At 60.6% G+C, this 17,554-nt stretch carries 16 protein-coding genes and 1 pseudogene; 6 read left to right on the top strand and 11 right to left on the bottom strand.

The window, feature by feature from the left end; all coding sequences use genetic code 11:
- Nucleotides 1-2 precede the first annotated feature (2 nt).
- Nucleotides 3-1,064, bottom strand: a complete 1,062-nt coding sequence (gene dusB, locus HPT27_RS00580) for a tRNA dihydrouridine synthase DusB (RefSeq protein ID WP_172237417.1) — start codon at nt 1,062-1,064, stop codon at nt 3-5.
- A gap of 165 nt (nt 1,065-1,229) precedes the next feature.
- Here dusB and HPT27_RS00575 point away from each other — a divergent pair, with 165 nt between their 5' ends.
- Complete coding sequence (locus HPT27_RS00575; RefSeq protein WP_172237415.1) at nt 1,230-2,384, top strand: carbohydrate porin; 1,155 nt, start codon at nt 1,230-1,232, stop codon at nt 2,382-2,384.
- Nucleotides 2,385-2,728: 344 nt separating this feature from the next.
- Here the strand turns inward: HPT27_RS00575 and HPT27_RS00570 are convergent, their stop codons facing one another.
- Together HPT27_RS00570 and HPT27_RS00565 are read right to left on the bottom strand one after the other, a co-directional pair.
- Nucleotides 2,729-4,333, bottom strand: coding sequence for a methyl-accepting chemotaxis protein (locus tag HPT27_RS00570; RefSeq protein ID WP_172237413.1), 1,605 nt, complete (start codon nt 4,331-4,333; stop codon nt 2,729-2,731).
- A gap of 279 nt (nt 4,334-4,612) precedes the next feature.
- On the bottom strand, nt 4,613-6,538 hold the full coding sequence (locus HPT27_RS00565) for a DUF3426 domain-containing protein (RefSeq protein WP_235950895.1): 1,926 nt from the start codon (nt 6,536-6,538) through the stop codon (nt 4,613-4,615).
- Here HPT27_RS00565 and HPT27_RS19185 point away from each other — a divergent pair.
- Entirely contained in the window at nt 6,538-6,750 is a 213-nt protein-coding gene (locus HPT27_RS19185) for a hypothetical protein (RefSeq protein WP_235951077.1), read from the top strand. The two genes, HPT27_RS00565 and HPT27_RS19185, sit on opposite strands and share 1 nt — an antisense overlap.
- Before the next feature lie 163 nt (nt 6,751-6,913).
- Here the strand turns inward: HPT27_RS19185 and HPT27_RS19180 are convergent.
- Together HPT27_RS19180 and prmA are read right to left on the bottom strand one after the other, a co-directional pair.
- Nucleotides 6,914-7,018: pseudogene (locus tag HPT27_RS19180) on the bottom strand (MJ0042-type zinc finger domain-containing protein); the annotation flags it as partial.
- A gap of 170 nt (nt 7,019-7,188) precedes the next feature.
- Nucleotides 7,189-8,076, bottom strand: a complete 888-nt coding sequence (gene prmA, locus HPT27_RS00560) for a 50S ribosomal protein L11 methyltransferase (RefSeq protein ID WP_172237409.1) — start codon at nt 8,074-8,076, stop codon at nt 7,189-7,191.
- A 534-nt stretch (nt 8,077-8,610) separates the two neighbouring features.
- Between prmA and HPT27_RS00555 the strand changes: the two genes are divergently transcribed.
- Nucleotides 8,611-9,165 (top strand): hypothetical protein, encoded by a 555-nt coding sequence (locus HPT27_RS00555; RefSeq protein ID WP_172237407.1) that lies wholly within the window; start codon nt 8,611-8,613, stop codon nt 9,163-9,165.
- A gap of 1 nt (nt 9,166) precedes the next feature.
- Here the strand turns inward: HPT27_RS00555 and amrS are convergent, their stop codons facing one another.
- Nucleotides 9,167-10,240 carry an AmmeMemoRadiSam system radical SAM enzyme gene (gene amrS, locus HPT27_RS00550; protein ID WP_211197797.1) on the bottom strand — a complete coding sequence of 358 codons (1,074 nt, stop codon included), beginning with the start codon at nt 10,238-10,240 and terminating at the stop codon, nt 9,167-9,169.
- A gap of 166 nt (nt 10,241-10,406) precedes the next feature.
- Between amrS and amrB the strand changes: the two genes are divergently transcribed.
- Nucleotides 10,407-11,204 carry an AmmeMemoRadiSam system protein B gene (gene amrB / locus HPT27_RS00545; RefSeq protein ID WP_172237403.1) on the top strand — a complete coding sequence of 266 codons (798 nt, stop codon included), beginning with the start codon at nt 10,407-10,409 and terminating at the stop codon, nt 11,202-11,204.
- Nucleotides 11,182-11,793 (top strand): AmmeMemoRadiSam system protein A, encoded by a 612-nt coding sequence (gene amrA, locus HPT27_RS00540; protein ID WP_172237401.1) that lies wholly within the window; start codon nt 11,182-11,184, stop codon nt 11,791-11,793. Before amrB ends, amrA begins: the two co-directional genes overlap by 23 nt.
- A gap of 228 nt (nt 11,794-12,021) precedes the next feature.
- Here amrA and hppD read toward each other — a convergent pair whose 3' ends face one another.
- Entirely contained in the window at nt 12,022-13,071 is a 1,050-nt protein-coding gene (hppD, locus tag HPT27_RS00535) for a 4-hydroxyphenylpyruvate dioxygenase (protein ID WP_172237399.1), read from the bottom strand.
- Nucleotides 13,072-13,239: 168 nt separating this feature from the next.
- On the opposite strand from hppD, the gene HPT27_RS00530 reads away from it, so the two are divergent.
- Nucleotides 13,240-14,109 (top strand): LysR family transcriptional regulator, encoded by an 870-nt coding sequence (locus tag HPT27_RS00530; RefSeq protein ID WP_172237397.1) that lies wholly within the window; start codon nt 13,240-13,242, stop codon nt 14,107-14,109.
- A 37-nt stretch (nt 14,110-14,146) separates the two neighbouring features.
- Here the strand turns inward: HPT27_RS00530 and HPT27_RS19550 are convergent, their stop codons facing one another.
- From HPT27_RS19550 to HPT27_RS00510, 4 genes are read right to left on the bottom strand one after another with little or no spacing between them, the layout of a single operon-like run.
- The gene (locus tag HPT27_RS19550; RefSeq protein WP_172237394.1) at nt 14,147-15,364 is read right to left on the bottom strand and encodes an ATP-binding protein; all 1,218 of its coding nucleotides are present in this window, start codon (nt 15,362-15,364) and stop codon (nt 14,147-14,149) included.
- 59 nt (nt 15,365-15,423) lie between these two features.
- Nucleotides 15,424-16,164, bottom strand: a complete 741-nt coding sequence (locus HPT27_RS00520; RefSeq protein WP_172237391.1) for a response regulator transcription factor — start codon at nt 16,162-16,164, stop codon at nt 15,424-15,426.
- Nucleotides 16,145-16,570 carry a DUF3019 domain-containing protein gene (locus HPT27_RS00515; protein WP_172237388.1) on the bottom strand — a complete coding sequence of 142 codons (426 nt, stop codon included), beginning with the start codon at nt 16,568-16,570 and terminating at the stop codon, nt 16,145-16,147. The genes HPT27_RS00520 and HPT27_RS00515 overlap by 20 nt, the downstream gene beginning before the upstream one ends.
- Nucleotides 16,571-16,573: 3 nt before the next feature.
- Nucleotides 16,574-17,398: a MipA/OmpV family protein gene (locus tag HPT27_RS00510; protein ID WP_172237385.1), complete on the bottom strand. Its 825-nt coding sequence runs from the start codon at nt 17,396-17,398 to the stop codon at nt 16,574-16,576.
- Nucleotides 17,399-17,554: the final 156 nt, after the last annotated feature.

Here is a 17,554-nt window from a genome sequence, read left to right as displayed (position 1 = left end):
TACTAAGCTGCCTGTTGTTGATGATCAGTTTTGACGTCAGTCAACCGATCGGGTTGAACGTTTGTTAATGAATCAGTTGTGCTGTTGCTTGCGGCCAACAAAAAGTCGGCCAGTGCTTGCCGCTGCTCGACAGCGTTTTCAATGCTGTTAAAGCGGTTGCGGAAGTCGGCGCCGTTGGCACGTTCTGCCACATACCATCCCACATGTTTGCGCGCGATGCGCAGGCCCATGTACTCGCCGTAAAAGGCGTGCAACTGCGCCACGTGTCGGTCCATCACTTCATGCACTTCCGCGGCCGATGGTGGTGGCAACTGCGCACCGGTATCGAGAAAGTGCTGAATCTCGCGAAAGATCCAGGGATTGCCCTGGGCGGCGCGGCCAATCATCACGGCGTCCACGCCGGTATGGTCCAGCACCCATTTCGCTTTCGCCGGCGAATCGATGTCGCCATTGGCAATCACCGGAATCGACAGCGCCTTTTTTACCGCCGCGACCGTGTCGTACTCGGCCTGGCCTTTGTACAGCTGGTCGCGGGTGCGGCCATGCACGGTCACGGCGGCCGCGCCGGCGTCCTGGGCGATCAAGGCCAGCTCGACCGCGTTACGGACATCGGCACACGGGCCGGCCCGCATCTTGACGGTCACCGGCACCGGGTTGGGCAAGGCCCGCACCGCCTGCACGGTGGCTTCGATGATGGCCTTGGCCGTAACCAAATCCGCCATCAATGCCGAACCCGCGTACTTGTTGCAGACCTTCTTGGCCGGGCAACCCATGTTGATGTCGATGATCTGCGCGCCGCGCTCGACATTGAATCGGGCCGCTTCCGCCAGCCAGGCCGGCTCGGCACCGGCGATCTGCACCGCCCGGACGCCCGATTCGCCGCTGTGGTCCATCCGCCGCAGGGACTTTTCGGTATCGCGCAGCTGCGGGTTCGCCGACATCATTTCCGACACCGCCTGACCGGCACCCAGCTCCCGGCACAGCTGCCGGAACGGCCGGTCAGTCACGCCTGCCATCGGCGCCAGCCAAAGCTGGTTCGGCAGGGTGTAAGGACCAAGACGCATTCGGGGGAAGCCGGGACCGGAAGGGGGCGCGCATTATAGCCATGCTCTGGTTGAAATTTAAGCAGTTGACAACAGGCTTTTTTGCCAACCGGCGCCGGCCAACTACGCTCTAGAGGTTTGTCGGTGCCAGATCGGCGCCGGCGCAGCCAAAACGGAGCCCGGGTTATGCGCGCAGGTCCGGCAGCAGTGGCGTTGATGGCGCTGGCGACAGCGGCGACAGGCGATGAATGGGCGCTGGTGTATACCGGCGAGTCGTTCCGCAATCTCAGTGGCGGCCTGCAAGAGGACAGCGGCTACCTCGGCAATCTCGATGCCACGATGGAATGGCGCGAGCTGAGCTGGTTCGGCGACGGCGGCACCGCGTTTATCTATGTGTTGGGCAACCATGGCGACTCGCCGAGCGAAGTGATTGGCGATGCCCAGACCTATTCCAATATCGATGCGCCGCAGGCGCTGAAACTGTATGAGCTTTGGTATGAGCAGCCGTTTGCCGACGGCGCCGCCAGCTGGAAGTTTGGTCTGATCGATCTGAACAGTGAGTTCGATGTGGTTGAAGCGGCCGGGCTGTTCCAGAACTCGTCGTTTGGCATCGGTCCGGATTTTTCCCAGAGCGGTGAAAACGGCCCGTCGATTTTTCCCACCACTTCGCTCGGCGCGCGTCTGCACTGGGGTTTTGCCGGCGGCGTTTATGGTGCCTGCATCCTGCTCGATGGTGTGCCCGGTGACCCGGACAATCCGCGCGGCACCCATATCAAGCTGGAAAGTGATGACGGTTTGCTGAGCACCTGCGAAGTCGGCTGGGAGGACAAAAGCGACGAAGGCCAGATCAGCAAACTCAATCTCGGCTTGTGGCGCTATTCCGAACCGGTTGCGCGACTCGACGGCAGCGGTGACGAAAACAATAACGGCTGGTATGTCGCAGCCAGTCACCGGCTTTGGCATGACTGGCATTCGGCATCGGCGCTGCATGGTTTTGTCCGGCTCGGCTTTGCCAATGACGAGGTCAATGCCTTTGCCCGCTACCGCGGTGCCGGTCTGCAGTGGGTCGGCGTGCTCGCAAGTGATGATTCCGATGCGCTCGGCATCGCGATTGCCCAGGTGGAAAATGGTTCGCCGTTTTTGCGCGCTGCGGCGGCCGATGGTGTCGATCTGGAGCGCACCGAAACGGCCATTGAACTCAGCTATCGTTTCGTCGTGACCGAGTGGTTGGCGCTGCAGCCGAGCATCCAGCGCATTCACCAACCGGGCATGGATCCGAATCTTGATGATGCTACCGCGATCTCGCTGCGGTTTGAGTTGGGTTTAGCCGGCGAGCCTTGAGTGGGCTTGTGCAGACGTAGACCGGTTGGCATTTCGTTTTGTGAACAGAGGGCGGGGTGAATCTTGGGGATTCCCGGGTTTTGCTGCGCTGCATCCGGGCTACGTTGTTTCGGACCCACGTTGTTTCGGACACCCGTTGATTCAGACACCCGTTTTGTCGTACGACGACAGGATCAGTACTAACTGCTTGCAGCTGTGGCAAAGCGCTGTCAGCGCTTGTAGAGCATGGCGTGGATGGTGCTGTGGATGATTCTTTTGCCATGCCCAGTTGTTTTCATGCCAAAAGCAAACCGGGCGCTGAAAGTGGCGCCCGGTTTGTTGTCTGAATCTTGCTTTTCGGTGGCTTAGGTCTGGAACCGCGCCACCGAGCCCTGCATTTCCCGTGCAACCGCTTCCAGCCGGCGGGCCGCTTCGGCCAGCCCGAGTACGGTCTGATTGTTCGAGCGCGCCATCTGGGCAATGTGTTCGACCCGCTGCGCGACTTCGGCGCTGGCTTTCGATTGCTCGCCGATGGTCTGGGAAATTTCTTCCACCACCACGGCCGCGCGCTGGGCACCGCCGCGGATTTCGTTGATCGACGTGCCGGCCTGCTGGGCCAGCGCCACACCATCGTTCACCCGCACCACGCCGGTCTGCATACTGCTGACCGCCTGATCGGTGCTGCTGCGGATGCGCTGAATCATGTCAGTGATTTCTTGCGTGGACTGCGCGGTGCGTGCGGCGAGGTTACGCACTTCATCGGCCACCACGGCAAAACCGCGGCCAGCTTCACCGGCCCGGGCCGCTTCAATTGCCGCGTTCAGCGCCAGCAGATTGGTCTGTTCGGCAATGCTCTTGATGACTTGAATAATCGAATAGATTTCTTCCGATGATTTGCCGAGCGCGGTAATAGTGGCAGAGGATTCGTTGACCGCGTCGGCAATGCGGTTCATACCGTCGACCACGCCCATGATCACCTGACCGCCGCTGCTGGCCAGTTGCTCCGACTCCGATGAAATGGATTGCGCGTTGCCCGCATGGTCGGCGATTTGCTGGATATTGCGGATCATCTCTTCCATGGCCGCGGCCATGCTGGTTGCGCTGTCTGACTGCTCGCCGGTGCCATCAATAATGGCTTTCGAGCTCTGATTGACCAGCTGTGCGGTTTCCTGCAACAGCTCAGCTTCACTATGGATGGTTTTGATCATCTGGCGCAAATTGCTTTGCATGTCAGCCAGCGCGGCCTGTAGCTGGCCGGCTTCGTCATTGCTGTCGACACTGACATTGGTACGCAGGTTGCCGTGAGCAATGGCGCGCGCTACCTGAATGGTTTTTTCCAGTGGCAGTAACACCGCTTTCATTAATCGAGTCGTCATCAGACAGAGCAAAAAACAGATCACGACAATACCGCCAACCAGCCACCACGCCGCACTGCTGACAGCCGCTTCGCCTTCCTTGCGAGTTAACGCCGCGTGCGCTTCAATCAATTCGCTGAGCGATTCTTCTTTGTCTTCGAGAACGGCAAACGTTTGCAGGAAGGCGGGCAATTCCGCGCGGGCGGCGGCGGGATCTTGCAGGGCCAAGTCGACCACGCGACGGGCGTGATCGATATAGCTGGCCAGTGCCGGTCGCGCTTCACTGAGCGCGCGCTTGATGTTGTCATCGAGCTGCAACTTGGCATTTTCTTCCAGCGTCTGCTGGAAGCGCTCGCTGTGATCCTTCAAATCCTGACGGACCTGGGCAGCGGCACTGGCATCGCCGCCGGTCAGCAATGCGGCCAGCACGTCGGCGCGCAGCGCGTCGTGCATCATGTCACCGTCGAGGTGATTGCGCAGCGCCGTGATGCTGATTTCGTTGTCCTGCATGGCGGTGGCCAGCTCGGTCTGGCCGTAGAAACCGATGCCGCCAAGCAGCGCCGCCGAGAACACGCTGAGCGCACCACACGCGAGCATTTTTTGTCGAATATTCATTGCCCAACGCCTCATCTCTCGCCGGCCGGCAAATGGCCTAACCGTACAAGCGTAGACCACTGCTGCGCCGTTGGTGGCCGGGGCTATTGAGGGCGGCCAGCCAAGCGCGCGGGTTGCCGATGGTGGGAGCTGGTGAGCGGCTCGCCCGTTCGACAGGCGAACGGACGGGCGCGATGGTTGTGGCTGGGTCAGGAACTGCTGGGTCAGCAACTGCCGGGTCAGGAACAGCCGGGTCAGGGATTGCCGGTTCAGCGATTACCGGGTCTGGGCTTTTACCCGTTATCGGTCGGTGGGCAGGAAATCGAATTCGTAGCCCGTCACTTTGGCGTCCGGTGCCCGCACGGTAAACGCGATATGAATCGGCACGCCGACTGGCATCTGATCGCTGTCCGGTTGCTCACGCAGGTACTCAGACGGTTTGAACCGGCGCTCGGCCACCACCTCGGCCTCGATATTGGTGAAGCGCAGCTTGATGTCCGGGTACGGCTGGCTGAACTCGGCCTTGTTGGCGATCAGCAAATCAATTTGCAGGACCCGCGGATCGGTGCGGTCTTTCAGCACGCTTTTCTGCTGCAGCTGCACTTTGCTGACATCCACCCGTGGCGGCAGGTCGCAGTCAATGTGCTGGCAGATGCTCTCCACCCACGGGCCCCATTGCGGGTCTTCGCGCAGTTCGCCGCGCTGTGGCCACAGCAGCTGGCTAACCAGCAGCACCAGCGTCAGCAGCGCAGCTGCCGTCCAGGCCAGTCCTTTCCAGGGAAAGCGGCGCTTGGGCGGCGGTGCGAACAGGCTGGCCTCGTAATCTTCACGCGGTTCGGTGCTGACCAGCGTCCAGTCGTCGCTGCTCAGATCATCCAGCGGATCGATGACCGGCTGGAACACCCGGCTGCCGGGGTCGGCAGTGAAGGCTTCGCTGTCGAACGGTTCCGGCTGCGGTTCGGCTGCGGCCGTGGCCGTTATCGTCGCATTGGCCTGCAGCTGTATGGACGGCTTGTCCCAGTCGCTGCTGATGTCGCCAAAGTCGGCAATGGCGACCGCGTCCGGTGCGGCTTTTGCGGCGCTTTTCGGGCTGGTGTTTTTCAGATTGGCGCTCGTGCTGACAGCGGCTTCAGCGGCTGGCGACAGCGCAGCGGGCACCGGCATGACGTGCGGCGACGCGGGTGCCGGTTGGCGGAGCTGGTCGCCATCGCCAGCCTTGTCGACAGTTTCATTCTGGTTCAGTGACCAGTCGCCGATCACCGGTTGGTCATTGCTGAACTCAGCCAGATCCGGATGCAATTCAAATGACTCATCGGAGTCGGCTTTGAACACGCCGAATTTTTTCGGTTCGGTCTTTTGAGCTTCGGCTTTTTTGGACTCAGTTTTTCTGGATTCGGGTGTTTGGGGCTCGGCGGTTTTTTCTGGCGCAGGCGCTTTTGTCGGTGCGGAGGCGTTTTCCGGCACGGCGCTGGTCAGCGCCGGTTTGCGCGCCGGCAGCTCGGGCTGTGGCTCGATCTTGGCTTTGCCCTGATCGAGCGGTTTGGTCGCCGGTGCGCTGTCTTTGTCCGATTTGCCGAGCAGCGGTTTTGCTGCCGGTTTGCTTGCGGTCGCGGTGCGTTCGTCCAGATCCAGACCGTTGTCGTCGTCGAAAACCGGCTCCTGACGCGGCGCCTTTTTCAAACTGGCCCAGTCATCCGGCAATTCCAAGGCCAGATCTTCGAGTGCCGATAATGGTTCGGCCGTGGTGTGGCCGGTTTGCTTGGCGGCGCTTGTTTTTTCTGACGATTGCTCTGCGCTGTGCACCGAGGTTTTTGTCGGTTGGTCGCTGCTGACCGCAGTCGTTTTAGCGCTTGTGATCGGCGTATCGAACGGCATTTCCGCAACCGAACTGGTCTCGTCGGTTGCTGCCCAATCGGCCTCGCTCTCGGTCTCAGCCTCGCCGTAAATATTGAACTCGGGGTCCGGCTCGATTGCACGGCTGGCCGGGACCTCATTGCGCGGTGCTGCCGGCGCGTTGGCGGGTTCGAGGCTGGGTTCGTGGCGGGTGTCGAAGTTTGTCTCGAAAGCTGTATCGAGACCTGTTTCGAAACCCGTATCGAGACCTTCATCAGAAGCGGGCTCGGCAGGCAGCGGCAACTCGTCCAGTGTGAGCTCTTCGAAACCGGCTTGCGCCGGCGTGGCCGACTCCGCCCGATCGTTGAAAAAGCTGTCGAAGTCCAATTCCAATGGTGCAGGTGCAGGTGCAGGTGCTGGAGCCGGAACTGGAGCAGGAACCGGAGCAGGAACCGGAGCAGGAACCGGAGCAGGAACCGGAGCAGGAACCGGAGCAGGAACCGGAGCAGGAACCGGAGCAGGAACCGGAGCAGGAACTGGAGCCGGAGCCGGAGCCGGAACTGGAGCAGGAACTGGAGCAGGAACCGGAGCAGGAACCGGAGTAGGAACCGGAGTAGGAACCGGAGTAGGAACCGGAGCTGGAACCGGAGCAGGAACCGGAGCTGGAATCGGAGCTGGAATCGGGGCCGGGCTGACGGCTGTCGTCACGGCCGCAGCGGGTGCACCGGAAGTTTTCGGTCTTACCAGATATTGCCGGGCCGGGAAGACCCGCAGGCAGGCGCCGCAGCGGACGCGGCCGCCGGCCGCGTCGAGTTGGGGCGGCGACAGCCGGAATACGGTTTGGCAGTGCGGGCAGCGGGTGTACAGATCCATTGTTTTTTTCGCGCTCAGGCTGCGGAGGGGCGTCAGCTCAGGTCTTTTACAGCAACAGGTTTTTACGACAACCGTTTTTTACGACAACAGGTTTTGCAAACTACAGGTTTCGCCTTGTGTGTCAGAACCGGCAAGTCACGGCCAGCTTCTCACCAACACACGCAACCACATCAATTCGAATTGCGCACGCCGTCCAGACGGATCCAGTCTTCGTGCCGGGTGATGACAAGGTTATCAAACCACGGCGCATAACGCTGCCGTAACTCGTCGCCCTGTTCGGCCAGCAAACCGGATAACACCAGCTTGCCGCCTGCCGGCAACCAACGGGCAAACGCCGGCGCCAGTTGCCGCAGTGGTTCGGCCAGAATGTTGGCGACGATCACGTCACAGCGAAAATCATCAGCGAGCGGCGGCAGGCTGACCGTCAGCATGGCCGGATCGATGGCGTTGCGCTCGGCATTTTCCCGGGTCGCCAGCAGCGCCTGCGGATCATTGTCGATGGCGGTCAGCGCGCTGGCGCCGAGTTTGCCGGCGGCAATGGCCAGAATGCCGGAGCCGCAGCCGTAATCGAGCACATGCTTGCCGGCCAGCATCTGGCCGTCGAGCCATTGCAGGCAGAGCCGGGTCGTGGGGTGGCTGCCGGTGCCGAACGCCAGACCGGGGTCGAGCAGCAGCGGCACCGTGGCCTCGGCCGGCACAGGGTGCCAGCTCGGGCAAACCCACAGCCGATTGCCGAACGGTTCCGGCTTGAACCGATCCTTCCAGGCCCGGATCCAGTCCTGATCGGCCACCGGCTGAAAGCGGGCATGGCCGGTGGTTGGCCAGATGGCGTTGCTCTGAAGGCTGGCCAACAGAACTTCGGTGTCGATATCGCCGTCGAACAGCGCGGTCAGCACAATCTGCTGCCAGAGCGGCGTTTCGCCCGGACCGGGTTCCAGAATCGGGTGATCCTCGGCGTCTTCATAGGTCACGGCCAGCGCGCCATGGTCGAGCAACAGCTCGTCCAGCGGCTCGGCGACGGCTTTTTCAATCTGGATTTTCAGTTCGACAAAGGCCATACGGCTCTCCTGACCACCGGCGACACCGGAAAAGGCGCGCCACCCTAACCGTAGTCGCATTCGAGAGCAACCGTGACCCCGTACACAAAGCTACAGAACGATACTGAAATGCGATTGAATGAGACTGGCCGGACCGCTCTAATGACCCCCGACAGCCAGTCTCACTCTTGCATGGTGTCGGCCAGCGGAGGGTCGCGCTCGGGAAAGCATTATTGAGACTGGCTGTCCCTGTCTCTCCGGAGTCAGGCTGTGTGCAGCTCTCCACTCGCTCGCAAGGCGGGTGTTCAAAATACCTCGCAGTCTGCAGGGGGCAAATCGCTAACGTGATTTGCCCTTTTCTTTTTTCCGCGCCGTTTACCGTCCGTTTTCCCGACTGGCCACCACATCGGGACAGCGACCCGCAGCGGCCGTTGCCGTTTCGGCAGATGGGCCGATTTCACTGCGGAATTGTGCAGAATTGTCGGAATCGACCGGGTCGCCAGACGCTGCCGGATAGACTCCCGCCGAGCGTGAAAACGAGTGGTGTGTGTCGGGATGTCATGGCGTATCGTCGTCGCGGTCTGGGTAATCTGGCTGGCGGCCTGCAGCAACCAGCCAAAGCGATCAAGCGGTTTGCAGCAGGATCGGGAAGCCGGCACTGGCGCCCTGTACCTGACCACAGCGCCGGTCCGGCTCACGTCGCAACATGATCAGCACTATCAGCTGCAGTTCTGGTGGACCGAGAAAAGTCCGACCTATTTGGTTGTCAGCGTGCGGGCCTTGAATCGGCAGCGCATTGAACAGCTGAGCTTCGACCTGCCGACCGGTGCGCAAACACTGAATATCGCAACGGATCGATTCCGACCAATGCATCAGGGCTTGGAACGCAATCCCTTTCTGGCTGTGGACGATACCGGCAACGGCCGATCGTTTCCGGCGCCACTGGCGCTGACCGGGCAATTGCTGCAATTACCGCAACTGCAGCTGACGTTGCGGTTTGTCGGCGAAGTCAACGCACAAGCGGAATTGTCATCTGCCGACTGGTCGACCTTGCAACAGCAATTGGCGGCGTTGCAGGCGCAGCTCGCGCCCGCAGCAACGGTCAATTGATTCAGGCGATATGCACCGGCACCCGGCGCCGGCCCCAACTTTCGGCCGGGCCGTCAAACACGCCCGCCAGCTGATAGCCGCAGTGCCTGCAGGCGCCGCTATCGCTGAGCGCGTAGCGACCCAAGTCATACCAATCCCGTTCGATCAGCAACTGCTTGCAGCGTGGGCACCAGGTGCTGCTGCCGCTGCGGTCATGGACATTGCCGGTGTAAACGTAATGCAGGCCGTGCGCCAGCGCGATCTCGCGGGCGCGGCTCAGCGTGGCCGGTGGCGTCGCGGCGGTCTCACGCATTTTGTAATCGGGATGGAAGGCGGTGAAATGCAGCGGCACATCAGCACCGAGGTTGTCGGCCAGCCAGCGGCACTCGTTTTCGATTTCTTCCGTGCTGTCGTTGGCGCCCGGGATCAGCAGCGTGGTGATCTCGAACCAGACCTTGGTTTCGTGCTTCAGATAGAGCAGGGTGTCGAGTACGGCGGATAGCTCGGCACCGCAAACGTGCTGATAAAAGTGTTCGGTAAAACCTTTCAGATCAACATTTGCCGCATCCATGTGCTGATAGAATTCGCTTCGCGGTTCCGGGCAGATATAGCCGGCGGTCACCGCGACCGGGTGCAGTCCGAGTGCGCGCGCTGCGTCGGCGCAGTCAATTGCATACTCGAGAAAAATCACCGGATCGTTGTAGGTGAAGGCAATGCTGCGACAGCCGAGGCGTTTGGCCGTTGCGGCAAGCTGATCGGGGCTCGCGGCCGACGACAGGGTTTCGGTTTCACGCGCTTTGGAAATGTCCCAGTTCTGGCAAAACTTGCAGGCGAGATTGCAACCGGCAGTGCCGAAGCTGAGCACGCTGGAGCCTGGCAGAAAATGGTTCAGCGGTTTCTTTTCAATGGGGTCGATGCAGAAGCCACTGGAGCGGCCGTATGAGTAAAGCTTGATTTCATTGTCTTCGCGACCACGCACGAAACAGAGCCCGCGCTGGCCCTCGCGCAGCTTGCAGGCGCGCGGGCAAACGTCGCACTGGATGCGCTGGTCATCCAGCAGATGCCAGTAGCGGCCGGATACGGTAAAGGCGTCCATCAACATGACTCCTGCAGGCGTTGTGCGTCAGGCGTGATCGGTTCACCCTGTCAATGGTTGCGACGCTCTATACTTGCAAGCCTCAGTCAGAAATGGTCTCAGCAAACGAGCCCGATGCTCCGTTATCAATCTAGCGGGTTGTCGATACGGCTTTCGGAGTGCTGCCATGAACATCCGTCCCGCAGCAGTCGCCGGTTATTTCTATCCGGCCGATGCGGTTGAATTGCAAACCGAACTCGGTGCACTGATACCGCCGGCCTCGGCGACCGTATCAGCGCCAGCGCCGCTACGCGCGCTGATTGTGCCGCACGCCGGTTACCGCTATTCCGGCGTCATTGCCGGGGCGGCCTATGCCTGTTTGTCCGCAGGCGCATTTCAACGAGTGCTGTTGCTGGGGCCGGCTCATCGCGTGGCGCTGCGCGGTATCGCGATCCCCAGTGTGGCGGCATTCGACACGCCGCTCGGTGCCATCGCGTTGGACCGGGCAGGGCTGGATTCACTGCGCGCCTTGCCGTTCGTGCAGCAACGCGATGATGCCCACGCCAAAGAACATGCGTTGGAAGTGCAGCTGCCGTTTCTGCAGCGGCAGCTGGGGGCGTTCACGCTGCTGCCGCTGGTGGTTGGCGACTGCGAGCCCGAACAGGTGGCGATGGTGATCGAGCAGTTTGCCGACGCCAAGACGCTGATTGTGATCAGCACCGATCTCAGTCATTTTCATTCTGATGCCGAAGCCCGCGTGCTTGATGCCGAAACAATTGCCCATATCGAAAACGCCGAGCCGATGCTGGAACCGGAACAGGCCTGCGGCGCCATGCCCTTGAACGGATTTTTGTACTTTCTGAATCAGCATTCGCACGGCGACGGCGCGCGCGGAAAACCGCAACTGCTGCGTGCCGGTAATTCTGCCGAATACGGTGGCCCGGCGGATCGGGTGGTCGGTTATGCCAGCTTTTGCGTCCACTGAAAACGGCCGTGAACTTTCTGTCAGCCAGCAGCAGCAATTGTTGGCGCTGGCCCGGCGCAGCATCGAATCGGGCTGTCGGAATGGCCGACCGTTACCGTTAGAAAAGATTGTCCCGCTGGATGAATCTGCTGCCGAGTGGTTACGGCAACCGGCAGCCTGTTTCGTGACCTTGACCCTCGCGGAGCAATTGCGTGGCTGCATTGGCAGTTTGTCGCCGCGCCGCTCACTGGCGCTGGATGTCAGTGACAATGCCTTTGCGGCGGCGTTTCGCGATCCGCGCTTTCCGCCGGTGCAGGCGCAGGAGCTGACGAGACTTTGCATCGAGATTGCACTGTTGTCAGCGCCGGTGCCGCTGGCGGCGGTCGCCGATGAAGCGGCGCTACTGGCCCAGCTACGACCGGCCATTGATGGTGTGGTGTTGGAGCAGGATGGCCGGCGCGCAACATTTTTGCCGAAAGTCTGGTCGCACTTTGATGAGGGCAGAGCGTTTCTCGCTGCCTTGCGGCAGAAGGCCGGGCTGCCGACGCCATTTGATCCGGCGGCGCGCTACAGCGTTTATCAGGTCACTGCCTTTTCGGAGCAGAACTGAACAGACGGTGTGGTTTGTGCAGTGCGAGATCGGATTTGCTGACGGTGATGCTCGGATAGCAGGCGCCCTCATCCGGCGCGTTGCGCCACCTTCTCCCGGGGAAGGGATCGGGATAGGCGTGATTGCGACGACTGATCACGAGGTTCTGTGTGATGCGGTGGTAGTCGGAAAAAGAAAAACCGGCAGCGAGCGCTGCCGGTTTTTTTTATACTGACTAAGCCAGTCCGCTCAGATCACGCCGCGGCGTTCCTGGTCCTTTTCAATCGAGCGGAACAGCGCGCCGAAGTTACCTTCGCCAAAACCCTGCTCGTTCTTGCGCTGGATGATCTCAATGAAGATGGGGCCGATCAGGTTGCGGGTGAAAATCTGCAGCAGATAGCCGTGCTCGCCACCGTCCACCAGCACCTGATGCTTGCGGATGCGGTCATGATCTTCGATGACATTCGGTACCCGGTCAAAGACCTCGGCATAGTACTCGTCATCGATATCCAGGGTTTCAATGCCAGTGCCGACCATGTGGTCGAGCGAGGCCAGGATGTCGTAGGTGCCGAAGGCCAGATGCTGGACGCCGGGGCCGTCGTATTCGCGCAGGTATTCGGCAATCTGATCCTTGTCGTTTTTGTTCTCGTTGATCGGAATGCAGAAGCTGCCATCCGGCGAGCGCAGCGCGTACGAGGTCAGCCCGGTCTTGACGCCGTTGATGTCGAAGTAACGCACTTCGTAAAAACCGAACACGGTTTTGTAGAAATTCGACCACTGCTCCATCGTGCCCTTGTGCACGTTGTTGGTCAGGTGATCAACAAACTGGAAGCCCTTGTCGGCTTGCTGCTTCGGCTGATCCAGACTGACAAAGTCGGTGTCGTAAATGCTGCCATTGGCACCGAACTGATCAATGAAATAAATCAGGCTGTCGCCAATGCCATAAATGGCCGGATAGGGCAGATCCTTGTCACAGTCGACCGCTGCTCGGGCGCCACGCTTCAGAGCTTCGGCGTAGGCAAACGCGGCGTCATCGACGCGCCAGCCCATCGAGCTGATCGCCGGGCCGTGCTTCTTGGCGAAGCTGGCCGAAAAGCCGGACTTTTCGTTATTGATCAGAAAGTGGATGTCATTCTGGCGGTAGTAGGTGATGTCTTTGGCGCGGTGCTTTTTCAGTTTGGAAAAACCGAACGCCCAGAACAGCTGGTCGAGCATGTCGGCGCTCGGGCCGCAGAATTCGGTGAATTCGATGCCGCGCAATTTCAGCGGGTTGTCGTGGTGGGTGACGGCAGCGGTCATGGGCAAAGCTCCGGAAAGGATGGCAGTTCGGCGGACGAAAGCCGGGCGGTCTACGGGCAGGTCGCCAGCCTAGGCAGGCACGAAGCGCAAAAAAAGAATAATATTTGGGCCATCTCCATCCAATAAATCGATGACCGGCCCGAGCGCCGGCATCATCAGGGGCAGGGCATGAGTCTGGATCTGGAATCGCTGCGGGTGCTCGATACGGTGGTCCGCGAAGGCGGCTTCGCCAAGGCTGCCGAGCGGCTGCACAAGGCCCAGTCCGCGATCAGCTACCACGTCCGCAAGCTGGAGCAATCGCTTGGCCTGACCTTGCTGACCCGCGACGGCTACCGGGCCAAGCTGACTCCCGCCGGCGAAGCGGTGCTGACCGAGGGCCGCCGCTTGCTGATCCAAGCCAGTCAGGTCGAAGCGCTGGCGCGCGAGTTTGGTCAGGGCTGGGAGCCGAAGCTGACCGTGATCATCGATGGCATTCTGGCGCTGGCGCCGATTCTTGCCGCGCTGAAGCAATTGGCGGATGAACACATTCCGACCCGCATCCAGGTCAAGGTCGAATACCTGTATGGCGTGCAATACCGCTTCGACAAAGAAAACGCCGACATCATGCTGGTCAAGGATTACCAGTCACAGCCGAATCTGCAGGCTGTTGAATTGCCGGAAGTGGAATGCGTGCTCTGCGCCGCCGCCAGCCACCCGTTGATCGCGATGCCATCGGTGACGCTGAACGATCTGCAGCAGGAAATTGAACTGTCGGTGCAGGACTCCAGCGAACGCGGCGATGATCGGCATATGTTCGGCGGCGAGCGGGTGTTTTTTCTGGCTGGCTTCACCACCAAGAAACAGGCGCTGCTGATGGGCCTCGGTTTTGGCTGGATGCCGCGTTATCTGATCGAAGACGAATTGGCGAATGGCAGTCTGAAAGAAGTGCCCTATGTCGGCGGCGCCCGTTATCGCTTCACCCCCGCGCTGGTGCACCGGCGCGATCAACCGCTGGGCCGGGCCGGACAACGATTGAGTGGTTTGCTGTTGGCGCAGTAGTCAGCCAAACCGTCGTCAGTAACTGGTTTCAGCAGGCTCAGGGCGCGTCCGGCCACACCAGCTCAAAGCGGGCACCGCCGAGTGGTGATGACAGCAGCTTCAAGCGGCCGCGGTGCAGCATGGCAACGCGCCGGACGATATACAGGCCAATGCCGAAACCCTGTTCCCGGTCGCCGCGCACGCGCTGGCGTTCAAACGGTAGGCTGCGGCCGAACACTTGTCGTGCGGCCAGCGGAATGCCGGGGCCGTCGTCATCAATCTGCAGCACGCAGCAGCCATGTCGATGTTGCAGGCGAATGCGGATTTGCTGCTTGGCGAAGCGCTGGGCGTTGTTGATCAGGTTGTCGATGGCCCGTTCCAGGCCAAACGCATCAGCATGAAAATGTGCCTGTTTGGGAAAGTCGATGGCAATCGGAATCGGTCCGGCATGGCGGAAGCGCTGAGTCAAATCGGCAAAGAAGCTGTCGGTCGATAGCCGGGTCAGGCTAAGCACGGAATGGTTGGCTTCATCTTCCGCGTAACGCAGATATTCTTGTGCCACCTGTTCGAGCGCGCTGATGTTGTCGATCAGATCCTGTTTCAGATCGGCCTGCTCGGTTTTCAGCATGGCCAGGGCAAAGCGCATGCGCGCCAGTGGTGTGCGCAGATCATGGGCGATGAAATGGCTCATCTCACGCTGACTGTGCAGCAGCTGCTCGACTTCGCTCGACAACTGGGTGATGACGCGTGCCAGCGGCTGCATCAGGCTGCGCTTCGGCAGGGCAAAGCGCAGCACGCCCTTGCGCTGATCGGCGCTGGCCAGCGTGGCACGAACATGATCCAGATCACGAAACAGCGGCCACAGCCAGAACAGCAGCAGCAAGGCGAACAGGCCGAAGAACAGCAGATAGAGATAGAGCGCCAGATCGCGGTTGTCATCCTGCAAATCGACCGGGCCATAGCTCAGGTAATTGTCACCGTTCTGGGCGATTAAAGTGGCAATGCCGGAGCGGGTATTCAGCGCAACGACATCACCGCTCGCCAGTTGCTGACGCGTTTCGGCCGGCAGCGAAACCGCGCTGACCGGCAGTTGCTGAAAGCCGACCGCGTCGCGGTCGCAGGCCGGCAGCGGAATTTTTTCGCAGAACAGCAGATGCGCCGGCAGCCATGGTATTTGCGGGCCGCTGTGCCAGGACAGTACGCCTTCAATGCCGAGCGCCAATGTAATCATCGACAGCAGCAGGGCAAAATAGAATTTCAGAAACGACCACTTCACTGCGTGCTTCCTTTCGTCGTGCGGTCGGTGTCCAGGTGACCGCAAAGTCTGCCGTGAACTCAACTGGCGGGACTGTCGCCTTTGCAGAACATGTAGCCACGACCCCAGACCGTGCGTATGGTCCAGGGATTGCCCGCGATGGCTTCGAGTTTGCGCCGCAGCCGGCTGACCCGGCCGTCGATGATCCGGTCCTTGCCGTCGTAGCCACGTTCGGTGACGGCATCGAACAGCAAATCCCGATTCAGGATGGTGTTCGGATACTGGGCTAGCAACCAAAGCAACTCGAATTCTTGCCGAGTGATGTCGAGCGCTTGCTCGTTTGCTTGCGCCAGCCGCGAGCTGGCATCGATGACGAATTTCTCCAGGGTAATGCAGCGGGCATGCGGGCCTTTTTGTTGGCGCCGGCGCAGCTGGACCTTGACCCGGGCCAGCAGCACATTCGGCTCAACCGGCTTGATCAAGTAATCCACCGCGCCTTTTTCCAGCCCTTCGATATGGCTGTCATCGTCACCGAGCGCGGTCAGAAACAAAAACGGCACGTCGCTGTCGCGCTGGATGCGATCGAACAATGTGAACCCATGTTCATCCGGCAGCATCAGATCGCAGATCACCAAATCGAACAATTGCGCCCGTGACGCCCGCACCGCTTCGGCGGCGTCACGCGCCCACTGAACCTGATAGCCCTGTTCCTGCAAAAAGCGGCAGACCAACGCGCCCAGTTTTTGATCGTCCTCGACCAGCAGCAGCTGGCCGGCGGGTGGATTCGACAAGGCGGCGTGCTCAGAAAATTCCCCAACCATGGCGCCTCCGTGGTCGCAGATCGGACAGTTGCCGGGCAATGGTGACCGTCGCCCGAGCCAGCACGTTCAGATCATTTTGCCGGCGCAGTTCAAATTCGGTGTTATGGCTCAGCGCCAGTTGTAGACGGTGCTCGCCAGCGCCCGCGCTGTTATCACAGAACAGCGGCTGAACCTGATCGGCGATATACAGACAGAGGGTAGTCGATTCGGTCAGCGGCAGTTGCCAGCGCACTCGCAGCGGCGTGGTGCATTGCTCCTGTTCGCTGGTCAGCACGCACAGCGCCGGGTCTATCGACAGGCTGTGCTCCAGTGCGGTGTTGATCGTCTGCGCCTGCAGCGCCGGCGCGCACAGGCCTGCCAGCAGGAGCGGCAGGGCGGTTCGGCGCGGGCGATGCGGATGGCGCATGGTTCAGAATCCGTACTGCAAACCGGTGAACCAGATAATGGAGTCGCGCCGATCAACCAATGGGCTGGAGTTGACGCTGTCGCCCAGCCAGTGCTGGCCATACCGGGCGATGGCGGCCCAATGTTGATCAAACTGGTAGCTGGCACGCAGCTGCAGCTGAAAGCTGTAATCGCCTTCGGCTTCATAGACGTAATCCAGCGGCAGCACTTCGTCTGCACGGTTGTCGTAGTAATACTCGACCAGACGCTTGCTGCGGTAAGTCAGTCCCAGTTCGGCACCGGCCGTGAACTTGCCGAGCGTCAGCAGCGCGTCATGACCGACCGCCAGCGTGGCTGTCCAGCCATGATGCACGCCGCTAATGTCCTTGCCGGCAATCACATTCCAGTAGGCGTCGCCGAATTGCTGGGCAAAGCGCAGGCCACCGTGCCAGGCCAGTTCGCGCTTTTCGATGCCGCGCACTTCAAACGGTGGCTCCACCGGCATCGGGGTCGGAATCAATCCTCCCGGTGCCAGCGGTTGATCCTGGGTATACCAATAAAGCAGACCGTCGCTGCTCGGAAAGATCACCACATCGAATTGCTGATCGGACGCTTCGCTGACGGCATAGCCGAACATGCCGTCTTCGAAATACAGCCGCTCGCCATACCAGGACAGGCTCGGCAGCAGGTAGAGATCGGCGTCGTCAATGGTGGCGAGCGGCGTGATCAGCCGGCCGTAACCGACCGCGATTTTGAGATCGAAATCGTCGGCAGCAATGACGTCATTGGCCGCACGCAGGGACGGGGAGATTGCGCTGGCTACCAGGGCCAGCAGGGCAACGACGCGCATAAACAACAAGGTTTCCAAAGGAGTTACGTCATTAGAGTCGCTGGCGTGCGGCGATGCAATCGACCGGCGGCGACGCGGCGGTCAGCTCTACCTCCAGGAATATAGTTAATGTCTTGATTTTATGGAGCTTTACCTTCCGACAAGCTGCTACGTGCG

It is taken from the genome of Permianibacter fluminis, from assembly GCF_013179735.1.
Taxonomy (GTDB): Bacteria; Pseudomonadota; Gammaproteobacteria; order Enterobacterales; family Permianibacteraceae; genus Permianibacter; species Permianibacter fluminis.
This window is presented reverse-complemented; position numbering and strand designations above follow the sequence as displayed.